19 protein-coding genes are annotated in these 21,096 nt (G+C 69.0%); 8 read left to right on the top strand and 11 right to left on the bottom strand.

What is annotated here, in order from left to right:
* Window positions 1-78 precede the first annotated feature (78 nt).
* Entirely contained in the window at window positions 79-420 is a 342-nt protein-coding gene (locus KF745_09355) for a DUF721 domain-containing protein (protein ID MBX3358625.1), read from the top strand.
* 29 nt (window positions 421-449) lie between these two features.
* Here the strand turns inward: KF745_09355 and KF745_09350 are convergent, their stop codons facing one another.
* A complete protein-coding gene (locus KF745_09350; protein ID MBX3358624.1) occupies window positions 450-788 on the bottom strand; it encodes a helix-turn-helix domain-containing protein in 339 nt (112 codons plus the stop codon).
* A gap of 62 nt (window positions 789-850) precedes the next feature.
* Here KF745_09350 and KF745_09345 point away from each other — a divergent pair, with 62 nt between their 5' ends.
* The 3 genes from KF745_09345 to KF745_09335 all read left to right on the top strand — a co-directional run bounded on the left by KF745_09345 (window position 851) and on the right by KF745_09335 (window position 3,515).
* Window positions 851-1,351: a hypothetical protein gene (locus KF745_09345; protein ID MBX3358623.1), complete on the top strand. Its 501-nt coding sequence runs from the start codon at window positions 851-853 to the stop codon at window positions 1,349-1,351.
* A gap of 13 nt (window positions 1,352-1,364) precedes the next feature.
* Window positions 1,365-1,838 (top strand): hypothetical protein, encoded by a 474-nt coding sequence (locus KF745_09340; protein ID MBX3358622.1) that lies wholly within the window; start codon window positions 1,365-1,367, stop codon window positions 1,836-1,838.
* Window positions 1,839-1,964: 126 nt separating this feature from the next.
* Window positions 1,965-3,515: a SpoVR family protein gene (locus KF745_09335; protein ID MBX3358621.1), complete on the top strand. Its 1,551-nt coding sequence runs from the start codon at window positions 1,965-1,967 to the stop codon at window positions 3,513-3,515.
* A gap of 3 nt (window positions 3,516-3,518) precedes the next feature.
* Here KF745_09335 and KF745_09330 read toward each other — a convergent pair whose 3' ends face one another.
* From KF745_09330 to KF745_09295, 8 genes are all read right to left on the bottom strand, one after another.
* A complete protein-coding gene (locus KF745_09330) occupies window positions 3,519-6,317 on the bottom strand; it encodes a hypothetical protein (GenBank protein MBX3358620.1) in 2,799 nt (932 codons plus the stop codon).
* Window positions 6,318-6,614: 297 nt separating this feature from the next.
* Window positions 6,615-7,379, bottom strand: coding sequence for a hypothetical protein (locus KF745_09325; protein MBX3358619.1), 765 nt, complete (start codon window positions 7,377-7,379; stop codon window positions 6,615-6,617).
* 167 nt (window positions 7,380-7,546) lie between these two features.
* Entirely contained in the window at window positions 7,547-8,419 is an 873-nt protein-coding gene (locus KF745_09320) for a hypothetical protein (GenBank protein MBX3358618.1), read from the bottom strand.
* Window positions 8,420-8,453: 34 nt separating this feature from the next.
* Entirely contained in the window at window positions 8,454-9,119 is a 666-nt protein-coding gene (locus KF745_09315; GenBank protein ID MBX3358617.1) for a type II secretion system protein, read from the bottom strand.
* A gap of 133 nt (window positions 9,120-9,252) precedes the next feature.
* Entirely contained in the window at window positions 9,253-10,185 is a 933-nt protein-coding gene (locus KF745_09310) for a UDP-3-O-acyl-N-acetylglucosamine deacetylase (GenBank protein ID MBX3358616.1), read from the bottom strand.
* A 13-nt stretch (window positions 10,186-10,198) separates the two neighbouring features.
* A complete protein-coding gene (locus KF745_09305) occupies window positions 10,199-10,471 on the bottom strand; it encodes a hypothetical protein (protein ID MBX3358615.1) in 273 nt (90 codons plus the stop codon).
* Between the two features lie 103 nt (window positions 10,472-10,574).
* On the bottom strand, window positions 10,575-12,068 hold the full coding sequence (locus KF745_09300; GenBank protein ID MBX3358614.1) for a hypothetical protein: 1,494 nt from the start codon (window positions 12,066-12,068) through the stop codon (window positions 10,575-10,577).
* Window positions 12,069-12,250: 182 nt separating this feature from the next.
* Window positions 12,251-13,393: an Mrp/NBP35 family ATP-binding protein gene (locus KF745_09295; protein MBX3358613.1), complete on the bottom strand. Its 1,143-nt coding sequence runs from the start codon at window positions 13,391-13,393 to the stop codon at window positions 12,251-12,253.
* A gap of 201 nt (window positions 13,394-13,594) precedes the next feature.
* Between KF745_09295 and KF745_09290 the strand changes: the two genes are divergently transcribed.
* The 4 genes from KF745_09290 (at window position 13,595) to KF745_09275 (ending at window position 18,479) form a co-directional block, all read left to right on the top strand.
* Window positions 13,595-14,524 carry a hypothetical protein gene (locus KF745_09290; protein MBX3358612.1) on the top strand — a complete coding sequence of 310 codons (930 nt, stop codon included), beginning with the start codon at window positions 13,595-13,597 and terminating at the stop codon, window positions 14,522-14,524.
* A gap of 467 nt (window positions 14,525-14,991) precedes the next feature.
* Window positions 14,992-15,987 carry a GDP-mannose 4,6-dehydratase gene (locus tag KF745_09285; GenBank protein MBX3358611.1) on the top strand — a complete coding sequence of 332 codons (996 nt, stop codon included), beginning with the start codon at window positions 14,992-14,994 and terminating at the stop codon, window positions 15,985-15,987.
* 9 nt (window positions 15,988-15,996) lie between these two features.
* Window positions 15,997-17,007 carry an endonuclease/exonuclease/phosphatase family protein gene (locus KF745_09280; GenBank protein ID MBX3358610.1) on the top strand — a complete coding sequence of 337 codons (1,011 nt, stop codon included), beginning with the start codon at window positions 15,997-15,999 and terminating at the stop codon, window positions 17,005-17,007.
* Window positions 17,008-17,117: 110 nt separating this feature from the next.
* Window positions 17,118-18,479: an O-antigen ligase family protein gene (locus tag KF745_09275; protein MBX3358609.1), complete on the top strand. Its 1,362-nt coding sequence runs from the start codon at window positions 17,118-17,120 to the stop codon at window positions 18,477-18,479.
* A gap of 15 nt (window positions 18,480-18,494) precedes the next feature.
* Here the strand turns inward: KF745_09275 and KF745_09270 are convergent, their stop codons facing one another.
* Together KF745_09270 and KF745_09265 are read right to left on the bottom strand one after the other, a co-directional pair.
* Complete coding sequence (locus tag KF745_09270; protein MBX3358608.1) at window positions 18,495-19,652, bottom strand: hypothetical protein; 1,158 nt, start codon at window positions 19,650-19,652, stop codon at window positions 18,495-18,497.
* Window positions 19,649-21,073, bottom strand: a complete 1,425-nt coding sequence (locus tag KF745_09265; protein ID MBX3358607.1) for a nucleotide sugar dehydrogenase — start codon at window positions 21,071-21,073, stop codon at window positions 19,649-19,651. Before KF745_09265 ends, KF745_09270 begins: the two co-directional genes overlap by 4 nt.
* Window positions 21,074-21,096: the final 23 nt, after the last annotated feature.

Genomic DNA, 21,096 nt, shown 5'->3' with positions numbered 1-21,096 from the left:
CCACACGGTATCCGCCGCGGCGACCGAAGTGGGGGAGGGGGCGCCCCGCCCCGGCCGTGCGTGGTATCCTCCCGGCCAATGCTCACCGCGAAGCACCAGCACGAACTCGAAGCCGCGCGGCGGTACCGGACGCGGGCGACTCACGACCTGGGGCTGGGCGCCGCCATGGACGCGATCGCGACGGATGTTCGGAAACGGGCCAGGGGGCTGAGCGCGGTGAGCGCGGCGTGGCTCGCCGCCGTACCCGGGGACCTGGCGGAGGGCGCCGAACTTGTTTCGTTTACCAAGGGCGTGCTTACGGTCCGGGCACCCGACGCCGCGGCGAGGTTCGGGCTCGACCGCTTCCTGCGGGCCGGAGGTGAGACGGCAATCATCCGAGCAGCCTCGGCCGTTGTGCGGCGAGTTCGCGTCGTGCTGTAGGCGAGCGGCGCCGAACGAGAAGCGGGGGCCTACCGGCGTGAGCGGCCCCGGTGCGGCGTGCGGGTAGGCTTTTTCGGCGACTTCGTTACACCCGCGGCTCGGGCGACCGGCCGCCGGCGGCCGAGCACGATCCAGTCGAGCGACAGGTCGAGCATGAGCGCGGCCCGAGCGAGGAACTCAACCGACGGACGATCACCCCTCGCGTAGCGGCGGACCGTTTCGTAACTGACGCCAATCCGATCCGCGAGTTCGTACGGCGAGATCCCGTCGATCGCGCTCATGAGCCGGCTTGTCATGGCGACGAAATCGGGCTCGTTGCGATTGGCGGGGACGGTTCGGCGGGCTGGGCTGCGACGGGTGGTTGCCATCGGCAGGAGGGTAGCCGCCCGTGTGATTCGCGGCACCTCTCCGCAAGGGTGTAGTCTAAGGCATGAAAGTGAAGCGGCCGAAGGATCAGGCGCGGCGGGCGGAGGACGAGCGCCTCCTGCACGAATACCTCGCCGCTCACAACGCCGACTGCCCCGCGTGCGGCTACAGCCTCCGCGGGCTGGAGGGCGGCCGCTGCCCGGAGTGCGGCCTGGGGCTGCACCTGGGGCTGGTCGAGGCGGTGTCACATAATGTTGTGTGGTATGCGGTGCTATGGGGCGTGGTGTGGCCGCTGCTATTCGATGGCATGGTGGTGGTGGGGTGGCTGCTCGCGCTCGTGTTGGGCGGGACCGTGCAGCGGGACAAGATGATCGCCGTGGCGATCTCCTTCCTGATGCTCGCGGTGTGCGGCACAATGCTGGTGTTCCTTGTGCGGACGCGCCGGCGGGTGTGGCCGCCGGCCACGCGTCGGCGCGTCTTCGTGGTGCTGGGCGTGATCCTGGCGATCCACGCGTTCTGGCTCCTGGGTCAGGCGGTGATACTGCCGTTCACACCATGGGGATAGCGAGCGCCGCAGCATGACCCGCCCAGAGACGACGACCAAGGAAAACGCCGACGCCGACGTGCTCCGCGCCGCCATGGCCCGCGGCGGGATCCGCTGCCCGGGCTGCGGCTACGAGGCAACCTCTCTCGACGGCGTGCGGTGCCCGGAGTGCGGCGTGGAACTGGATCTCCGCAAGATCATCGCGGGCACGATGCGCACCCGCGTCACGCCCGGCTACATGCGCACGCTCTCGAGCCTGCGGGCGATCGCCGTGATCGGCGTGACGCTGGCCGTCGCCGCGGCGGCGCTCAAGTGGTCGGGCCGGCCCGGTTGGGGTGCGGTGTTGTGCACCATCAGCGCGGCGGCGCCGCCGGTCATCCTGATTGCGTGGTCGGTGCTGCGGCCGTGGATCTGCCAGCGATCGCCCGAAGTCCAGCGACGGCTCGGGTGGTTTGTGGTGGGCGCAGCGGGTCTTTCGGCGGCGGCGTGGGCGGTGGGGCTCGTCTGAGTCGGTGCACACCGATCACCCATTTGTTCGCAATCCTGCGCGAACCGCCCACTTCCGGCGGGCCGGATCGATCCCGGGCCGGCGGAGAGGCGTATGTCCGGGTGGGCCCCGGGCCGATATACCATTATGCCTCCTAACGCCCCCAGCACCGATCTGTCGCCGGAACTGGTCGAGCACATGCAGGCGATCAAGGCGCGGGCGAGCCAGTACGGGCTCGACTTCTTCGAGGTCGTCTTCGAGGTGCTGCCGTTCGACGTCATGAACCAGATCGCCGCGTACGGCGGGTTTCCCACGCGCTACCCGCACTGGCGGTGGGGGATGGAGTACGAAAAGCTCTCGAAGCGAGACGCCTACGGCCTCGGGCGCATCTACGAGATGGTGATCAACAACGACCCCTGCTACGCCTACCTGCAGGAGTCCAACAGCGTGCTCGACCAGAAGCTGGTCATGGCGCACGTCTACGGGCACGCCGATTTCTTCAAGAACAACTTCTGGTTCAGCAAGACCAACCGCAAGATGATGGACGAGATGGCGAACCACGCCACCCGCGTCCGCCGGCACGCGGAGCGTCACGGGCACGAGTCGGTGGAGCGGTTCATCGACACCTGCCTGTGCATCGAGCACCTGATCGACCCGCACTCGATGTTCATGCGTCGCGAGGGGGGCGATGCGGGAGATGGCGAGTCCTTCACGCCCGACCGGCTTCCCGCCAAGGACTACATGGACCCGTTCATCAACCCCGCGAGCGAGCTGAAGCGCCAGCGGGAGGAGTTCGACAAGAAGAAGGCCTCGGCCCGGCACCGCGTGCCGGTGCGCCCGACGCGCGACGTGCTGCAGTTCCTGATGCGCGAGGCGCCCCTCGACGAGTGGCAGCAGGACATCCTCGGCCTGATCCGGGACGAGGCGTACTACTTCTCGCCCCAGGCCATGACGAAGGTCATGAACGAGGGGTGGGCGACCTACTGGCACTCCAAGCTGATGACCCATCACTTCGTCGAGGCCAGCGAGATCGTCGACTACGCCGAGCAGCACTCGGGCGTGGTACACATGCCCCCGGGCGGGTTCAACCCCTACAAGATCGGCGTCGAGCTGTGGAAGGAGATCGAGCGGCGTTGGGACACCGGCCGGCACGGCGCCGACTGGGAGCGGCTCGAGGCCGCGGGCGCCCGCGAGGCCTTCGACGACAAGTCGATGAAGGGGCGGGACAAGATCTTCGAGGTCCGCCGCATCTACAACGACGTCAACTTCATCGACGAGTTCCTCACCCAGGACTTCGTCGACCGCCACAAGATGTACCAGTACCGGCGCGACCCGCAGAGCGGCCAGCTCAAGATCGTCTCCCGCGACGTGGGCCGCATCAAGCAGGCGCTGCTGTACCAGATCACCAACATGGGCCAGCCGTTCATCTATGTCGTTGACGGCAACTACCTCAACCGCGGCGAGCTGTACCTCGCGCACCAGTTCAACGGCCTGGAGGTCGATGTCGCCAAGGCCAGGGAGGTCCTGAACGCCATCCGCGCGATCTGGGGCCGCCCGGTGCACCTCCAACTGCGGCTCGACGACGACATGGTGCTACTCAGCGTCGACTCGCTCCCGGACCCCGACGGCGGTGGCGGCGGCTTCCGCAAGCAGAAGATCAGCGAGGAGACGCCCGAGCCGGCGCACCTCATCCAGTAGAGGTCAGCACCCCGAGCCGATCTGGAAGAACCACGCCTGGATAAACGCCGCGATGTCGACCGGGTCGACGATGCCGCTGTGGTCGAAGTCGCCCTCGAGCGTGCCGCCCTGGATCGAGCCGAACCACGCCTGGATGAACGCGGCGATATCCACGGGCTCGATGATCCCGTTGCGGTCGATGTCGCTGCTGCAGAAGACCACGAGCGACGCGGCGTCGCTGGTCGTGCCGCCGCAGTCGCTGGAGATGACGACGTCGTACGAGCCCGCATCGGCGCTGGTCAGCGGCGAGATCTGGAGCGTGGTCGTGGTCGATCCGGAGATCGATCCCGCGTCGCTCAGCGGCGCGCCGCCCTTGCGCCACTGGTACCCGAGCCCCGACCCGCCGACGACCACGGTGAACGTCGCGGCGCCGCCCGAGCCCGCCTCGACCGGGACGGGTTGCTGCGTGATGTTTGGCCCGGGGCCGATGGTCAGCGCGGCGGGCTGGCTGGGCGTGCTGCCGCACGCGGTGCTCGCGACGACGTCGTAGCTGCCCGCGTGATTCGTCGTGAGATTCGTGATGGACAGCACCGGCCCGGTCACGCCGGAGATGCCGTCGCCGTTCGCGAGGTTCACGCCACCCTTGCGCCACTGGTACGAGATCGTCCCCGCAGCCGAGGCGACGACGGTGAACGAGGCGCTGGCGCCGGAGCACGCGTCGACACCCTGGGGATCCTGCGTGATGGTGGGGCCGGCGCCGACGGTGACCGCGGCCGGGGCGCTGGTCGCGCTCCCGCACGGGCTGGTGACCACGAGGTCGTAACTGCCCGCCGTCGCCGCGGAAGCCAGGATCGTGAGCGTGGGCGTACTCGTGCCCGTGAACGATGGGCCGTCGGAGATGGGGGCCAGGTTGCGCCGCCACTGGAAGACCAGCGGCTCGGCCCCGGAGGCCTCGGTGCTGAGCACGACGTTCTGTCCGTCGCACGCCGAGGATCCGCCGGGCTGCTGCGCGATGATCGGGGCGCTGCCGGAGTTGAACTCCCAGGTTTCGCCGTTGGTGCCGCCGGCGGACGTGCCGCCGAAGAGCACGATCACCTGCCGCGAGGAATCGAACGCCATCGCCTGCTCGATGCGGGCCGACGGGCCGCCGACCAGCCGCTGCGTCCACGCAGTCCCGTCGTAGTCCCACGTCTGGCCGTTCGCCGCGGTCGCGGTCTGTCCTCCGAAGAGGACGACGACGTGCCGGTCCGAGTCGTACACCAGCGCGTGATATTCGAGCGCCGGGGGGCCGGCCAGCCCAACCTGTGTCCACGCGGTGCCGTCCCACTCCCAGGTCGAGGCGCTGAGCCCGGTGCCGGTGCGGCCACCGTAGAGGACTGTCCGGCCGCGTGCTGCGTCGAAGGCCATCGCGTGCCCGAACCTGGCGACTGGACCCGGGGCGACGCGCTGCGTCCATGCCACGCCGTTGAACTCCCACGTCTGGCCGTCGCTGCCGCCGTCGGTGGATCCGCCGAAGAGCACGGTGACCCCGCGCAGCGAATCGAAGGCCATCGCGTGGTCGGAGCGAGCCGACGGGCCCGCCGCGGCGGATTGGCTCCAGGCGACGCCGTCGTACTCCCAGGTGTCGCTGAGGCGGCCCATCGAATCGCGGCCGCCGAAGAGGATGGACAGGCCACGGGCGGAATCAAAGACCAGCGCGTGCCGGTCGCGGGCGGGCGGACCCGCGACAGTGCGGTGGGCCCACAACGAGCCGGTGCGCTCCCAGGTGTCTCCGAGGTACGCGGAGGGGCCGATCCGGCCGCCGAAGACGACGGTCGCCGCGCGATCGCTGTCAAACGCGCCGGCGGCGTCAGTGCGCGGCGGCGGGCCGCTGACGGTCTTGAGCGTCCAGCCGGCGCCGCTCCATTCGAGCGTCTCCCCGAGGAGCGTCAGCCCGGTGGAGCCGCCCACGAGAACGGACAGGTGCCGCGTCGAGTCGTAGCACATCGCCGCGGACTGGCGCGCGGAGAGCCCGAGGCCGCTGGCGCGGAGCGTCCACAGCGTGCCGTCGAACTCCCACACCTCGTCGCTGTCGGTGCCGAACCCGGTCTCACCCGCCACGAGGACGACCACGCCACGCGACGCGTCGTACGCGGCGGACGCGAGGCTGCGGGGCGACGGGCCCACGGCGGGGTTCTGGGTCCACGCGGCGCCGTCGAACTCCCACGTGTCGCTCGACCATGTAGCGCCGTCGAAGCCGCCGAAGAGCACCATGCGCTGGCGCGCGGAATCGAAGGCCATGGACGGCGTGGATCGGGCGGGCGGCCCGGTCACCGGGCGCTGCGTCCACCCCGTGCCGTCCCACTCCCAGGTGTCGTCGAGGCGCGTCGTGCCGTTGAAGCCGCCGTAGAGCACGATGACCTGGCGCACGGAGTCGTAGGCCATGACGTGCCGGTAGCGCGCCGAGGGGCCGGGGACGTTGCGGAGCGTCCACGCGGTGCCATCCCACTCCCAAGTCTCCCCGCTCGCGACCCCGGCTCCCATGTCGCCGCCGAAGAGGATGCACTTCCCTCGCGCTGCGTCGTAGGCGAGCGTGGATTGCACGCGGGCCGAGGGCCCGGTTACGTTGCGTCGCGTCCAGCCGGTGCCGTCGAACTCCCACGTGTCGCTAACGCGCCGACCGTCAAAGCCGCCGAAGAGCACGGCGACGTTTCGGCCGCTGTCGAACGTCATCGCCTGCTGGTTGCGGGCGGTGGGGGCCAGGACATCCTGCTGCCAGGCGGCACAGGGCTGGGCGTATGTGAACGATGCGGCAACGACACACACCATCGCCGCGGTGGCCATGCGGATTGAGTGCAAGATTGAGCGCAACAAGGGCTCCTCGCGGTTGGAAGTCGGCACAAATGGGGGGTGCCGGCGAGAAACACACGGCGGTACCAGGGAGTCTAACCCTCTGGGTGCGCGAAACCACTCACGGGCGCAGTAACTCATTGTGCCACGTCCGTTTATCGCGAGCGGAAGTACGGGGTTCGGCCGCGGCGAGGTTCGCCGAAAGAAGGGAGATATAGAGAGAAACTCGTCCGCTTGGCCGGAAGCGGAGAGCGCGAGCGAGGGCGAGACTGTTCTCAGTGCGTATGCTCGCTATCGACGCCGGCGTGCGATCGCCAAGCCGGCAAGCGCGGCGAGCAAGCCGCTCGCCGGAGCGGGAAGGCGCGTGATCGTAAGCGTGGGCGCCGAGTAGTTGAGCAAAATCTGGCTCGGCGAGATTCCGATGAAACTCACCTCGCCTGGAGTGCCGCCCTCAGGCGGCGTCACCGTGAGCGCCTGCCACTGGATGATGGGTCCGCCTTGACCGGTGGTGGAGAGCACGGTCTGCGCAAAGACGCCGTTCGGGAACGTGTATCGGTAGCGGAACACGCTGACATACGACTCGACACCGTATTCAGGGGGAGAGGTCGGTATCGGGTCGGGCGAGTTCCACACGACCGGCTCGGTCGGCGCGATCGCGCGAGCGGAGTAGACCTCGGAGCCGGGCGAGTCTGTCCCCTCGATCCGCGTGCCGCTTCCGGTGACGAACCCGCCGAACACGGTCGCCGGGCCGAAGTTGTAGACCGGCACGCGAGAGGTGGCGGGGTCCACGCTGAGGCCCGGGATCGTGCTCTCGATCCGTCCGGACCACATGCTCAAGCCGTGATTGGCCTGGCCGGCACCAAGGCCGGTGACGTTGAAGATGCCGGCCTGGACGGTGATGTCCACGCTCGGGCTGTCGCTCTCGGTCAGCATCACGCTGGTTGTCGGCGAGCCGTTGACGAGGTACCGCACCCGGGTCTCCCAGTTGACCTGGGAGAAAGCCGGGACGGTCACGGCGAAGGACACGGCGAGGAACGAGAGGGCTTCACAACGCATCGGGAGGGCTCCTCAAACGCAACACCTTGACCGCAGCGACGCCGCCGGGGTCGGTTGAGTCCCTCTGCTCCGATTGTGGAAGTCGCGGGCGCAGAACGCCCCGCGACCAGTGGTTTACACCCTGATGGAGGGGCCGTCAATAAAAATCCGGGAATTCACCGACCGGCTTACCCGCGACCTCCAGAACCCTTCGTTTTCTCGCTGGGCTCCGGGACAGGGGCTGGGGGGGGCGGGGGGGAGCCATCGATGCTCTCTCCCCGCACGTGCCGGACCATGTCGCGCATGAACCGGGTCATCTGGGCCTGCTGAAGCGGGGAGGTCAGGTGGGCGTCGCGCTGCATGTCCACGATCAACTGGCTGACGCGGTCGGCGCGGATCGGCGGGGCTCCGCCCTCGCGCAGACGCTCCTGGTCCCGCTTCGCCTGCCGCTTGAGCTGCGCGAGCCGTTCGTCGTCGTTCTCGCTCAGGCCGATGCGGTCGCCGGCGAGGTCCTCCATCATTCGGGTGAACTCGAGGAGTTTCTGGTCCATGAACCGGGCCCGCTCCTCCTCGGGGACGTTCCGGTAGTCGTCGGCGTAGGTGTCCAGCACGTCGAGGGCGAGCCGCTTGGCGTTCTCTTCGAGTTGCCGCCGCGCCTCCTCCTGCAGCCTCGTTGCGAACGCGGCCATCAGGGCGGCGTCCTGCGGGGTCATGTTCTTGAGGCGGCTGATCAGGTCCTTGATCAGCGACAGCCGCTTGTCGATGGGCAGCTTGTTGAAGTCGGTGGTGAGCAGCGTGAAGTCCAGCACCTCGTCCATGGGGTCGGCGAGGTAGTCGGGCTGGCGCCGCGGCCAGAACTCGATCGCGGCCCACGCGGCGCCGCCGATCCCGAGCACGACGACCGACGCGACCGCGACACGCACCAGCCACTTGCGATCCTCGTGCGAGCGGAGGCGGGCCATCAGCGCGTTCAGGCGCGTCTCCTGCGGCCCAGAGGCGGCCGGGCTCTCATCAACGAGAGGGGGCAGGTCGGCCAGGCTGCTCGGGGCTTTGGTGCTCATGCGGGCCTCGGGAAGCGATGAACGGCGGCGCCGGTCAGGGGCGCGGCGAGCCGGAGTCCGCGGGGTCGATGTACAGCCAGTCGGTGTGCCAATCCCCGAAGTAGAGCGCGTTCTGATCGTACTTCGGCCCCCCCGGGTGCCACGGGCGCGCATCCACCATAAAGGGGAAGTCGGGCGTCTGCTCGTAGAAGCGGGTCACGGTCCGCTCGGGGTGCCGCTCGTCGCGGAAGAGTTCCCGCAGCAGCATCAGCCCGCCGGGCCAGTACTGGTACGAGAGCCCGGTCGCGCGTCCGGCGTCCGCGTCCTTGTCGGAGGGGCACAGGTACGGCTCGTACACCTGCAGCACGTTGTTGGCGTCGTAGTGCGGCGCCGGCACATCCATGTACCCGTCCATCAGTTCGACGATGCCGACCCGGTTGGAGTCGTCCGGCGGCGGCGGCGGAATGCCCGCGGGCCCGATGTCGTAGAACGGGAGCACGTAGGGGAGCGTCTCCTTGAAGTCGTTGTAGTACAACTGGAAGCCGACCCCCCAGCCGTGGAGGTTCGCCATGCACTTCACGCGCCGGGATTGGGCGCGCACCGATGCGAGCGCCGGCAACAGCAGGCCGACCAGCACCGAGATGATGCTGATGACGACCAGCAGTTCGATCAGCGTGAACGCCGCGCGACGACTCACGTGTTGTTGCACACCTCGACCCACGCTTGGACGCACCTCCACACCAGACGCCCTCACCCGAGAGTGGCCCAGGAATGGATATTAACCACCCATCGGCTATTTGGTTGCGTGTTGTCCGGATTCTGTTGGCATTCCGGGACGCCAGGGTAGCCGAGCTTCAGGGAGCAACGGCTTCCAGGATCGCCCGGGACATGGTGTGGTTCAGCGCATGGCCCGACCGGGTTGCCACGATGCGCCCGACAAGGGGCGCCCCGACCAAGGCAAGGTCGCCCAACACGTCGAGCAGTTTGTGACGCGCGGGCTCGTCGGCGAATCGGAGCGAGTTGTCGATCGGCGCCCCGTCCGCGCCGATGACCAGCATCTGCCGGGGCGTCAGGTGCAGGAACAAACCCATGGCGCGCATCGCCTCGGCCTCCTTCGCCAGGCAGAACGTGCGGGCGGGGGCGATGTCCGCGCCGTACCCGCTCACCGATGGATTGGAGTGGTCGATCCGCAGGCGAGCCTGCTGGGCCGGGATCGGCGAGCCCGGGCCGTAGTCGAGGCGGTATTCGATATCGAGCACGGGCGCCCCGTCCGTGCTGGCGGGCGGGAACGCCTCGATCATCGCGGCGCCGTCGCGCACCGAGAGCGGCCGCGGGATGACGATCGCGCGAGGCGTCTCCGCAAACCGGTCGTCGGGCCGGGCCGGCGAAATCCCTGCGCCAAGGATGGCCTCCACAAAGGGCGCCGCCGAGCCGTCGCCGATGGGGATCTCCGGCCCGCGCACCTCGATCAGCGCATCGGTGATCCCGAGCCCGGCGAGCGCGGAGAGCACGTGCTCGGTGGTGTGCACGCACGCGGAAGCGGGCGCGGGCTTGGCCGATGGGTCCGCCGCGATCACGGTGTGCCGGGAGTCGGGCGCCACGTGCTCGGCGATCGCGGGGAACTCCGGGGCCCCCGGAAGGTCCGCGCGGCGGATCACCATCGCATGGCCCGCCGGCGCCGGGTGGAGCGTGACGGCGGTGTCCGCCGCGGTAAACAGCGTGGTGCCGCGGACGGTGGCGGGGCTGGCAAGGGTGAGCCGCGGGATGAGGTGATCGTGGCTGGTCATGGCCCGCGTCAGATTAGCGGTTCGGCGCGCCGGAGTCCGGCGGCGGGCGGTCTTCCGGGCGGGTCTGGCGGATGACCCGGACATCCTCGTTCGACTCGGGCTTCCTGTGCTCGCGGCTGTTGCGGCGGGTGAGCGCCCCGACGACAACCGGCGCCGCGCCCATGATCACCACGATGACCATCGCGGCGAGGATGACCGCGGCGGTCTGTGCGTTCGGCGAACGCCACACCACGACGGCGCCCATGCCGATCACCGCGACCAGAATGATGGCGATCGCCAGCCGCACCGAGCCTCCCGCCCGTCAATCGCTCCGGGCAAGAAAAAACCGGCGGAGTTGGTCCGCCGGCGAAGAGGGTAGCGATCTGTGAAGCCGGTCCCGGGCCTGCCGATCAGCCGAGCTTGTCGGTCCCGAGAACGTCGGCGGAGGCCACCTTGGAGTAGACCTGCCGGGCCCGGGCGCTGGACGCCGTGTCAACCTCGGTGACCGATGCGGTGGTCGCGGCGGTGCTGCGCGAGCGGCGCGGCGCCTGGGCGACCAGTTCCCGCAACTGCTCGCCCGCCTCGCGGCGCGCCAGCCGCAGGGAGCGGTTGAACTCGCGCACATCGGCGGTCTTGCCGTTGGCGGGCGCCGCGAGGTCGCCGATGGAGCCGACGAACCGCTCGCGGATCGCCGCGATCGACTTGCGGGTCGCCTGGGTGTCACCCAGGCGAGAGATCAGGCGGTCGAGCCGGCGATCCAGCTGCGACAGCGCCTGCTCGGCGCGGTGCTGGAAGCGGGGCTCGGCGGGGACCGTCGGGGGCGCGGTCGGAACCGGCGCCGACTCGGGCTCGGCGGCTGCGGGGACCGTGGGCGACGCGACGGGATCTTCTCCCGCGACGACCACCGGGTCCTGCCCACGAGGGATTTCGAGCGGGGGTGCCGGCACGGGTGACGGCTGGGCCGGGTTCACGTTCGGGTTGTCCGCCGCGGCGGTCAGGAACGACTGCAGGTTGGACCGCAGATCCAGGCGGGCGGTGCGGACGACAGCCGAGAGGTCGGCGTTGTACGCCGTCTGGCCGCTGGCGATGGACTTGTTCACCGCGTCGAGGAGGGCGTTCTCGTACTGCTCCCGGGCCTCGGCGATCTGCTTGGCGTGGGCGCCAGTCGGGTCGTAGTCGGCGGCGACGCGGTCGACGTGGGCGCGGATGTCGTTGATGTATCCCTGAATCCGCTCACGCAGTGCGCGGGCCTCGGCGCTCTCGGCCGGCTGGGGAGCGGGAGTGGGAGGGGTCGGCGCCGTGGGTGGCGGGGCGACGACCGGCGTCTTCTCGCCGACCGGCAGCGGCTCGCCCGTGCTGAATGTGAGCGTGGCGGCGGACTTGGTCTCGCTCGGCGCCGGTGCGGGCGCCGGGGTCGGGGTCGGCGGGCGGGCGGGGTTGATGTTGGGGTTGTCCGCCGCGGCGGTCAGGAACGACTGCAGTCCGACCCGCAGCGTTTGGCGGGCATTGCGGACGACCGAGGAGAGCTCTGCGGAGTACCCGGTCTGCCCATTTGCGATGGCCTTGTCGGCGGCGCCGAGGATGGTCCGCTCGTACTGCTCGCGGAGTTCGGCGATCTGGTCGGCGTGGGCGCCGGTGGGATCGAAGTCCGCGGCGACGCGCTCCAGGTGGGCGCGGATGTCGCTGATGTACCCCTGGAGCCGGGAAAGAAGCTGGCGCGCGGCGGGGTCCTGCGTGTCGCGGGTGTCGGGCTGGCGGGGTGGGGCGCCAGGGGCCGGCGGCTCATCGGTGGCGGCGGCGTCGAGGGCCCCCGCGAGTGACGATGGGGCGCCCGCCAGCGGGCGGACATGTCCCACCGGGAGCAGCGTGCGGAACGTGGAGTCGAGCGAAGGAAGGGTGGACATGCGGTTGCCTCCTGGTGGATCGCGCAGAATCAACACAGCAACGGTCCTGCGCGAGGTATCGGCCTCGGCGGAACCGGCCATGAACGATGGTCCGAGATCTCTCCGCAAAACCGAGGGAGCGCAGAAACCGCGCACGAAACCACGCACACGCCCCCGCTCGAACGGGGGATCCAAGCGATTGATCAGGAGATCGTGAGCGTCGGCGCCGACGCGCCGGAGCGGAACGAGGCGAGCGCGATCTGGCTCTCAAGGGTGTTTACCAGTGTCTCGAGCGAGGCGCGCAGGGGGCTCTCGCCGAAGTTGGCCACGGGGTCTCCCTGGTCCGAGTTCTGGCGGAGTGCCACCGTGATCGGGACCTCGCCGAGGAACGGAACCCCGAGCCGCTGGGCCATGTACTCCGCCCCGCCGCGCCCGAAGAGGTCGTACTCGCGGGGCGGCGAGACGTCATCGGCGACGAAGTAGGACATGTTCTCGACGACGCCCAGCACCTCGATCCGGAGCTGCTGGAACATCCGCGCGGCGCGGACGGCATCGTCCTGCGCCACGCGCTGGGGCGTGCAGACGACCACGGCGCCGGTGAGCGTCAGGCTCTGGGCCATTGTGAGGGCGACGTCGCCCGTGCCCGGGGGCAGGTCGATGATGAGGTAGTCGAGTTCGCCCCAGTCCGTCTGGTCCACGAGCTGGCGGAAGGCCGAGTGCGCCATCGGGCCGCGCCAGATCAGCGGCTTGTCCGGCTCGACGAGTTTCCCGATGGTCATTGCCTTGATGCCGTGCACGGCAAACGGCTGCAGCCGTCCCTGCAGCACGGCGGTGTCCAGCGAACCCAGTCCGAGCATGGTCGGGATCGACGGCCCATAGATATCGCCGTCGAGCAGGCCGACCGCGTGGCCCTTCCGCGCCAGGCCCACGGCCAGGTTCACGGCGATCGTGGACTTGCCGACGCCCCCCTTTCCGGCTCCCACCGCAACGATGTGCTTGACGTTCGGCAACAGCCTCTTCGCGGGGCCTGCTTGACCGGGCGAGGCGGCCGCAGCGCTCGGCGTCGCTGTGCCGGTCCGGGCCGCCGGCGCATCGACAAACTCGACATGCACATCGTGAATCGCCTCGCCGATCGTCTTCCCTGCCAGGCGGACCGCGGCGGACGCCTGCTGCCCGACCGCCGCGCGCTGATCCTGGCTCAGACCGCCGCCGGCGAGGGTGAGGCTCGCGTAGCCATCGCAGTAGGCGACCTTGCGAACCGCGTCGGTTTCGAGGAGCCCGACTGCGAGCAGCGGGTGGGTGATTCGCCCGAGGGCGTTTCGAACGTCATCTTTCGTCAGGGGCATGCGGAACGGATCCTCCGGTCGATGGTATGGAAAGAGGAGGCGCCGGCCGCGGGAATGTGTCTCCGGTGGATGTTAGTGCCCGGCCCGGATGGCCCGTTCCTAGGGCGTCCGTCGGGCAATCCGGCGCGACTGACGGCGTTCGCCTCTTTGGGGTTGGGAACGATCCCGGGCCGAGTCGGGGGTGTTTGCAGGAGTCTCACCATGGCCGTTCGGATGTCTCGCGAACTGGTGGCGGCGGTTTGTATTTCGATGATCGCAGCTAGCGGGGCCTTGGCCCAGTCCGAGCCGGCGCTCAAGGGCCCGCAGGTGAAGGACCGCGAGGTGCCGGGAGTCCGAGAGCAGTTCTCCGATGGCGAGCAGCAGGGCAAGGGGATGCGGCAGATCAGGATGCCGATGCCGGTGTTCATCGACGCGCTCAAGGCGATCCAGGGCGACAGCGCGCCGAGCGACATCCGCGTCTCCGCGGAACTGGAAGCCAAGATCAAGGGTGAGATCCAGAAGTTCGAGGCGGATCGGCGGGCGTTTGCCGTGAACCACCGCGACGAACTGCGATCGCTGCGGCAGAGCAGCGGTCAGGGCGCAGATCGTCCGGTGCGGCGTCCGGCCGCCGAGGGCGATGCGATGAACGAGGCGCCAGCCGCGGGTCAGGCCCCGGCTTCGAAGGAGCGTCAGGCCGCGATCGAGAAGCTACGCGAGCTGGAAAAGAGCTCGCCGAAAGTTGAGGACTTGTATACGCGGGTCTGGGAACAACTCAGCGTGCCGCAGCGTCAGGCGGTCGATGCTCGTCTCGACGAGTGGCGGCAGCGCGCCGCCAAGGAGCGCGAGGAGCGGTACGTGCGAGAGCGAGTCGGGCGCAAGGCGCCCGGGGCCGCGGCGGATGGCGGCGCCAAGCCGACCACGCCCGCACGCCCCGGCGCGAATCGGCCGACGAGCCCGGGTGTGGCGCCATCACGAGAACGAGCCGTCGGCGCCGAGTCGATCAGCGCGAGGAGAGACCGGTTGATCCGCGCCTTCGAGCAACTGCCGGTCGAGGAGCAGGAGCGGATCCTGGACCGGTTGGAGCAACGGCGCCGCGCGACACGAGGCGCCGGAGCCGGCACTGCGCCGACCCAACTCCGCCCCATGGACTGAGTGCGCGGGGCCGCCGCGGCGACCGAACACAACCTAGGAGGCATCTAACGTCCGGTTCGCTTATCGGTCGTTGGAGTGGCGATTTTCACCCGATCTGGTGGGAGTCCAAGGAGCGCCCGAGTCGAAAATCGCTGGTCGAACCTCCGGACCTCGGGGCTCGTATAAAATGGCGGTCCTGCAAGTTGCTCCCGCCCGAGTAGGCTCGTGGCCCCGCTATTCCGGCTGCGACGCCTAGATGGGGTGTACCACGGGGCGTGGGCCCTGACATTTGAAGTTTGCAGAACTGTGGACTCGATCTACCGATATCGAGTACACTCAACGTAGATCTCTCTCTCCTCCAGCGGGGCGCTGTCTAGCGATGGCGCCCTGCTTGTTTTTTGGGCCCTCGCCGGCGGGGCGGCAATGATGATCGCTGGGAAGATGGGAGAGATGGCGAGCATGGCGCACCAAGAGGGACCGCAGAACGGATGAGCGAGGCGACGGCGGCAATCCTGGTGACCGGCTCCGCGGGCTTCATCGGCTCGCACGTTTCGCAGCGCCTGGTGGCCGAGGGACGACGCGTGGTGGGGGTCGACAACAAGGACCCGTTCTATCCGCGGGCCCTCAAGGAGCAGAATCTCGCCGCGGTGCGCGCCGCCGCATCCTCATCGGGCGGCGGGTTCGAGTTCATCGAGGCCGACATCTGCGACACCGCGCGGCTGCGAGATCTGATGGCGCAGGTCCGGCCCGAGGGGGTCATCCACCTTGCCGCGAAGGCGGGCGTGCGTCCGAGCATCGCCGACCCGACCGCGTACGCCCGCGTGAACGTCGGCGGCACCGCCTCGGTGCTCGACGCCGCCGCGGCCGCGGCGTGCTCGCGGGTGATCATCGCCTCGTCGAGTTCCGTGTACGGCAACTGCCGCGTGCCCGCCGGAACGCCGTTTGGCGAGGGCCTTGATGTGAGCGAGCCGATCTCGCCCTACGCGGCGACCAAGCGCGCCTGCGAACTCATCGCCTACACGCACTGGCGCCTCACCGGCATGCCCACCGGCTGCCTCCGGTTCTTCACCGTCTACGGGCCGCGGCAGCGACCGGACCTCGCGATCAGGGGGTTCCTCGCGAAGGTCTCCCGTGGCGAGCCCATCGACATGTTCGGCGACGGCACCTCGAGCCGGGACTACACGTTCATCGACGACATCGTTACGGGCGTGCTCGCGGCGTACGAACGTGTCCCGTCCCATGGCTACCGCGTGTGGAACCTCGGCGGGCACGAGCCGGTGATGCTGCACGACCTGGTGCGGCTGGTGAGCGAGACCGTCGGCCGAGAGGCGATCGTGAACCGCAAGCCCATGGCGCCAGGGGATGTCGAGCGGACGTTCGCCGACCTCACCAGGGCGAGTGCCGAACTGGGATTTCATCCGACGACGAGGCCACCGGAGGGCATTGCTCGGCAGTGGGCGTGGATGCGGGAGCACGGAGTGTGAGGCCGGTCCATGTCGAGTGAGCCTGTCGCGCCGAGCCGTTGGCAGACCGTCTGCCGCCGGACAAGAACGGTTGTGGCCGCGGGGCTCGTGGCGTGGGCTGCGTGTCCGTACGTTTCGTCATGGGCCTGGCTGATCGATCTTGCCGGCAACCTGGCCGTTCAGGCGGCGCTGGCGTGCGTGATCGGGGCCGCGTGGTGGGCGCTGTGGAGGCGGTGGCGGTGCGCGGCGGCCGCGGGCGCGGGCCTGCTGCTCGCGCTCGGAGCGATCGTGCCCGGGCGGGCGGCATGGGAAGCGGGCGTCGACCCCGCCGATCCGCGCCGGATCACCGTGCTCACCTACAACGCGAAGATCTGGCTCGACAAGCTCGACCCCGGTCGTCGTGAGATCCTGTCGAGCAACGCGGATGTCGTCGGCCTGCTCGGTGCTCTGCCGGAGCTGTACAAGGAGCCGGGCACGCTGACCCAGGCGCTGGCGGTTCGGTACCCCTACCACGCCGAGATGGAGCTCAACGCTCCATGGTTCGGCTACTGGGTGCTCTCCAAGTGGCCCACCGAGCCGTTTGTGCTTACGGACGAGGAACGAGAGGGGCTCCATCCCATGGCGTGCGTGGTGCTCAGGCCGGGCGGGCGGTTTGGGCTGCTGGTCATGCGTCCTGCTTCTCCGAGGTCGACCACCCGGTGGATCAAAGGAAACGCCGAAACCGAGATCGCCGGGGCGGTCGCACGGCGGATGCGTGAGGCGGGGCTCGAGGTCGTCCTGCTGGCCGACTTCAACGGAACGCCATCGGGTCACCGGGCCGGGCTGCTCGTCGAAGCGGGCCTGAGGCGGTGCATGCCGGCGACCCGCCTGGTCGGGACCTACCCTTCAGCCAGCTTCTGGCCGTTTACAGTCGCGATCGATGACGCGGCGGTGAGCGACGGAATTCGAACCCTGAATTGGGGGGTGTTAGGAAGTGGGGGGTCCGACCACCACGCGGTGAGAACCGAACTGCTCGTGCCCCTCAATTCCGGTCCCGAATGACCCCGAGGGCGCCGGTCAGGACGAACCCGGCCGATCGTTGGGCCGATAGGTAGAGCCGGGGCGGGTCGGCCGCAGAGTGGAGCAGAGCGATTCAGCAAGTTCTGGCCATCTTGCTTCTCTTGGGTGGGCTTGGCGGCCTGCTGTTTGTGCTCATGCGTCCGCGGTGGGCGTTCGTGCTTGTCACGATGATGTTCCCGCTCAAGCAGACGCTCCAGGCGTATATCCCGTCGATCCGGGGCGTAAGCGGATATGGCGTCAATATCGCCGTCGCGGGTGTTGCCGGCTTTGCGGTGCTTGCGCGGGTGATCAAGGGGGAGCGGGTCGTTGCCCCATTTGTCAACGTGGTGAGTATCAGCGTTCTCGCGATGTACCTGCTCGTGCTGACGAGTTTCTCGTATACGCCTGCGATTGAGGGGGCCACCGTTCTGCTGAAGGAATCGTGGCCGTACTACATTCTGATGATGCTGGTCCTGCCGCTGCTGCTGCGGGGCGTAGGCGATTTTCGCAGCTCACTGACCGCGATCCTGTGCGTCGGACTTGCCTTGTCGGTTTTCATCTTCTTGAGTCCCGCGACCGGCTTCCTCGGCACTCGCATGGTTCTGAGCGTGATCGGGCGGAGCGATAAGTCCGGCAACCCGCTGGCCATTGCCGAGCTCGGCGGCATGCTCGCCGTCGTCGCCGCCCTCATGTGGTATGGCGGCGCCTCGAAGATCCTGAACCTTGTACGCATCGCGGCGTTCCTGGTGGGTCTGGGTCTCGGCATCGCCAGCGGCACGCGCGGCCAAGTCTTCTCTGCTGCGATCGTCTCGCTCCTGTTCTTCCCCATGGCCAGGCAGGTGAAGAACCTCAAGCAGTTCGTCCTGCTTGCCCTCAGCGTTGGGATCGTGGGCGGGGGCATCTACCTCGCGTTCGATCTGTTTCTCTGGAGCCAGAACCAGTCCCGGTTCAATGCCACACAGATGACAATCGGCGTGCAGGACCGTCTCGAGCGGGTGCTCGTGCTGCTCGATGCTTGGGCTTCACAGCCCACCGCGTGGCTCTTCGGACTTGGAGCAAACGCGTTTTCATCGCTCATCCGGACGACCGGCGGTGCGGCCGACTACGTGCACAACACCGCCGCGGAGGCCCTGTGCGAGTACGGCCTCGTCGGCGCTACGCTGTACACCATCGGTCTGTACTTTTCCTATCGGGCGGGGGTCCGCATCTGGGCCCGCGTGAAAGAGGATCCGGGCCTGCGAGCTGCAGCGACCATCCTCATCGCGATCTCGACCTACTCCCTGCTCCTCTCGTTCAAGCAGGGCTGCATCCTTGGTCTCCCCGCGCCCTTCTATTGGTGGATGGTCGTCGCCTACATCGACAAGAGCGAACGGATCAACGAGGCTTCGATGATGCCCCACGCTCCCCTCATCGAGCACTACGAGGAATACACCGAGCAGGACCAGCCCGCCGAGCCCGCCACGACCGCGGCCTGACTCTGCGAGCGGCGTTCACCTCCCGGCCTGATCCGCGACGACAATCTCCTGCGCCCAGTGCTCCGATACCCCCGGGTCCACCAAGTCGTACTCGACCGCCCGTAGCCCCGGGCCGAGGAAGACGTGATCGATCTGGAACAGCGGGTCCGCCCGCGGCCACGAGGCGAACGGCCCGTACGCCGCGTCGTCGTACGCGTGCCTCATCCCGCTCGACAGCAGCGACAACGACGCCGAGCCGCGCGGGATGTTGAAGTCGCCGACCAGCACGTCCGGCGGGCCCGGCAGCTCCGCGATCGCCCTCGCCGCGATCTCCGCGATCGCGTACCGCGGGGCCAGCGGGCTCGACGGCAGGTCGATGAACCACACGGTGATCGGCCGCCCCAGCGTCGCCGTGGTGTCCGCCGTGAACGACAGCAGGTATCCGGGGTACGTCGTGTCCACCGGCCGCATCCGCACGCCGATCGATCGCATCAACTCGTTGTAGAACTTCTGCCTCCGTCCCCGCGGCTTCGGCGGCGCGTCGGACGAGGTCTCGCCGCTCAGGATCGCGTCCGCCGTGGGCAGCTTCAGCGAGATCAGCCGGGTGTCCCGCACCTCCACGCGGCTGGCCACGTTGAAAGGGCCGATCCGCGAGAAGCGGTACGCCGGATCGAGCCGTTCGACCGCCTCGCCAAGACGTAGCGGGTCCACCACGCTCGTCAGCAGCAGCAGGTCCGCGCGGCCGGCGCCGGGAAGGTCCGCGAGCACGCCGGCGTCGAAGTCCTTGCTGACGGCACTGAGGTTCCAGTGCAGCATCGTGAACGTTCGCTCTGGCGGCGGCGCCGCCGGCGGCCACGCCCACCGCCACAGCCTCCAGGACCCGGCGCCCAGCGCCACGATGCAGATCATCGCCGCGCCCAGCGCAATCCGCGCCGCGCGCAAGCCAAGCCGTCCGCGCTCCCGCCGGATCGCCTCCCGCCGCGGCTCCCGCCCGAGCCGCGCTGCAAGCAGCGCCACCCCGGCGAGGACCGCCGCCGCGCCGAGCATCCACAGCGACGGCACCCAGAAGACCAGTTGCGTGAGCAGCCACCGGTCTGTCGCCACGCGCCCGGCGATCCACGCCGCGGTAACCGCGAGCGACAGCGCCGAGGCGGCGAGCGAGCCGACGCGGGAGAGGCGGCGGAACACCGTCACGCCCTGACCAGGCGATCGCCCATTTCGGCGGCGTGCGGGCGCATCGCGTTGCGCGTGTCCACCACCAGGCGGGCGTGCCTGGCGATCGCGGCGTAGTCGAACGACGAGTGCGCGGTGGAGATCAGCACGCAGTCCTGCGTCGCGAGCGTTGCCGCATCGGGCTCCACGGCCTCCAGGTCGATCCGCCACCGCCGCATCGGCGGCGTCCGCTTCACGAAGGGGTCGGCGTACGACACCAGCGCGCCCAGGTCCAGCAGCAGCTCGATCAACTCGAACGACGGCGACTCGCGAACATCCGCCACGTCGGGCTTGTACGCCAGTCCCATCACCAGCACCCGCGCGCCCTTGACCGCCCTCCCGCTGGCGTTGAGGGCCCGGCTGACACGCGCGACGACATACCCCGGCATCGCGTGGTTGATCTCGCCCGCCAGTTCGATGAACCGCGCAGGGATCCCCGCTTCGCGCGCCTTCCAGGAAAGGTAGAACGGGTCCACCGGGATGCAGTGCCCCCCTAGGCCCGGGCCGGGGTAGAAGGGCATGAAGCCGAAGGGCTTGGTCGACGCCGCCTCGATCACCTCCCACACATCAATCCCCAGGCCATCGAGCACCGTCTTCATCTCGTTCGCCAGCGCGATGTTCACGGCGCGGTAGATGTTCTCCAGCAACTTCGCCGACTCGGCCACCTCCGCGCTCGACACCGGCACCACCATCTCCACCGCCGCGCTGTACAGCGCCGCGGCGAGATCACGCGACGCCCCGTCGAGCCCTCCGACAAGCTTCGGGATCGTCCGCGTCGTGTAAGTCGTGCTCCCCGGGTCCTCGCGCTCGGGCGAGAAGGCGACGAAGAGGGTCTCCCCCAGCACGGGCCGCGCGGCGGAACCCGTAGAGGCCGGTGAGCCAGCGGGGAGCGGGGGGGAGGGTGGGGGGGTGCCCCGGCCGTTGTCCGCGGCGCTCAGAATCGCCGGCGCCAACTCGTCGCGCGTCGTCCCGGGATAGGTGCTGGACTCGAGCACCACCAGCGACGCCCGGCCGGCCGGGAGATTCGCGCCGATCGCCCGCGCGGTCTCCAGCACAAATGAGAGGTCCGGCTCCTGATGCGGCCCGAGCGGCGTCGGCACGCAGATCAGAAACACGTCCGCCCTCGCCAGCGCCGCCGCATCGCTCGTTGCCTCAAACCGCGCGCTCGCGGCGAGCCGCTGCGCCAGGCCCGGCCCTAGGTGCGGCAGGTAGTTCCGCCCCGCCTTGAGTTGAGAGATCTTCCCCGGGTCCGTGTCGAACCCAAGAACCGGGTACCCGGCGTCGTGGAACGCGGCGAGGATCGGCAGCCCTACGTACCCAAGTCCGAGCACCGCTACGCGCGCGGCTTGGGAATCGATCCTCGATCTCAGATCTTCAAGCAGCGTGGCGCTCACGGTTGGCATGGTACGAAGGGTCCGGTGGGGCC

This window comes from Phycisphaeraceae bacterium (assembly GCA_019636655.1).
Taxonomy (GTDB): Bacteria; Planctomycetota; Phycisphaerae; order Phycisphaerales; family UBA1924; genus JAHBXB01.
This window is presented reverse-complemented; position numbering and strand designations above follow the sequence as displayed.

Bases quoted from the DNA above. Each gene is read 5' to 3' on its own strand.
- KF745_09300 (MBX3358614.1), bottom strand. From the start codon at position 12,068: ATGTCCACCCTTCCTTCGCTCGACTCCACGTTCCGCACGCTGCTCCCG.
- KF745_09285 (MBX3358611.1), top strand. From the start codon at position 14,992: ATGAGCGAGGCGACGGCGGCAATCCTGGTGACCGGCTCCGCGGGCTTC.
- KF745_09330 (MBX3358620.1), bottom strand. From the start codon at position 6,317: ATGGCCACCGCGGCGATGGTGTGTGTCGTTGCCGCATCGTTCACATAC.
- KF745_09355 (MBX3358625.1), top strand. From the start codon at position 79: ATGCTCACCGCGAAGCACCAGCACGAACTCGAAGCCGCGCGGCGGTAC.
- KF745_09325 (MBX3358619.1), bottom strand. From the start codon at position 7,379: ATGCGTTGTGAAGCCCTCTCGTTCCTCGCCGTGTCCTTCGCCGTGACC.
- KF745_09290 (MBX3358612.1), top strand. From the start codon at position 13,595: ATGGCCGTTCGGATGTCTCGCGAACTGGTGGCGGCGGTTTGTATTTCG.
- KF745_09295 (MBX3358613.1), bottom strand. From the start codon at position 13,393: ATGCCCCTGACGAAAGATGACGTTCGAAACGCCCTCGGGCGAATCACC.
- KF745_09310 (MBX3358616.1), bottom strand. From the start codon at position 10,185: ATGACCAGCCACGATCACCTCATCCCGCGGCTCACCCTTGCCAGCCCC.
- KF745_09280 (MBX3358610.1), top strand. From the start codon at position 15,997: ATGTCGAGTGAGCCTGTCGCGCCGAGCCGTTGGCAGACCGTCTGCCGC.
- KF745_09345 (MBX3358623.1), top strand. From the start codon at position 851: ATGAAAGTGAAGCGGCCGAAGGATCAGGCGCGGCGGGCGGAGGACGAG.
- KF745_09340 (MBX3358622.1), top strand. From the start codon at position 1,365: ATGACCCGCCCAGAGACGACGACCAAGGAAAACGCCGACGCCGACGTG.
- KF745_09320 (MBX3358618.1), bottom strand. From the start codon at position 8,419: ATGAGCACCAAAGCCCCGAGCAGCCTGGCCGACCTGCCCCCTCTCGTT.
- KF745_09350 (MBX3358624.1), bottom strand. From the start codon at position 788: ATGGCAACCACCCGTCGCAGCCCAGCCCGCCGAACCGTCCCCGCCAAT.
- KF745_09335 (MBX3358621.1), top strand. From the start codon at position 1,965: ATGCCTCCTAACGCCCCCAGCACCGATCTGTCGCCGGAACTGGTCGAG.
- KF745_09265 (MBX3358607.1), bottom strand. From the start codon at position 21,073: ATGCCAACCGTGAGCGCCACGCTGCTTGAAGATCTGAGATCGAGGATC.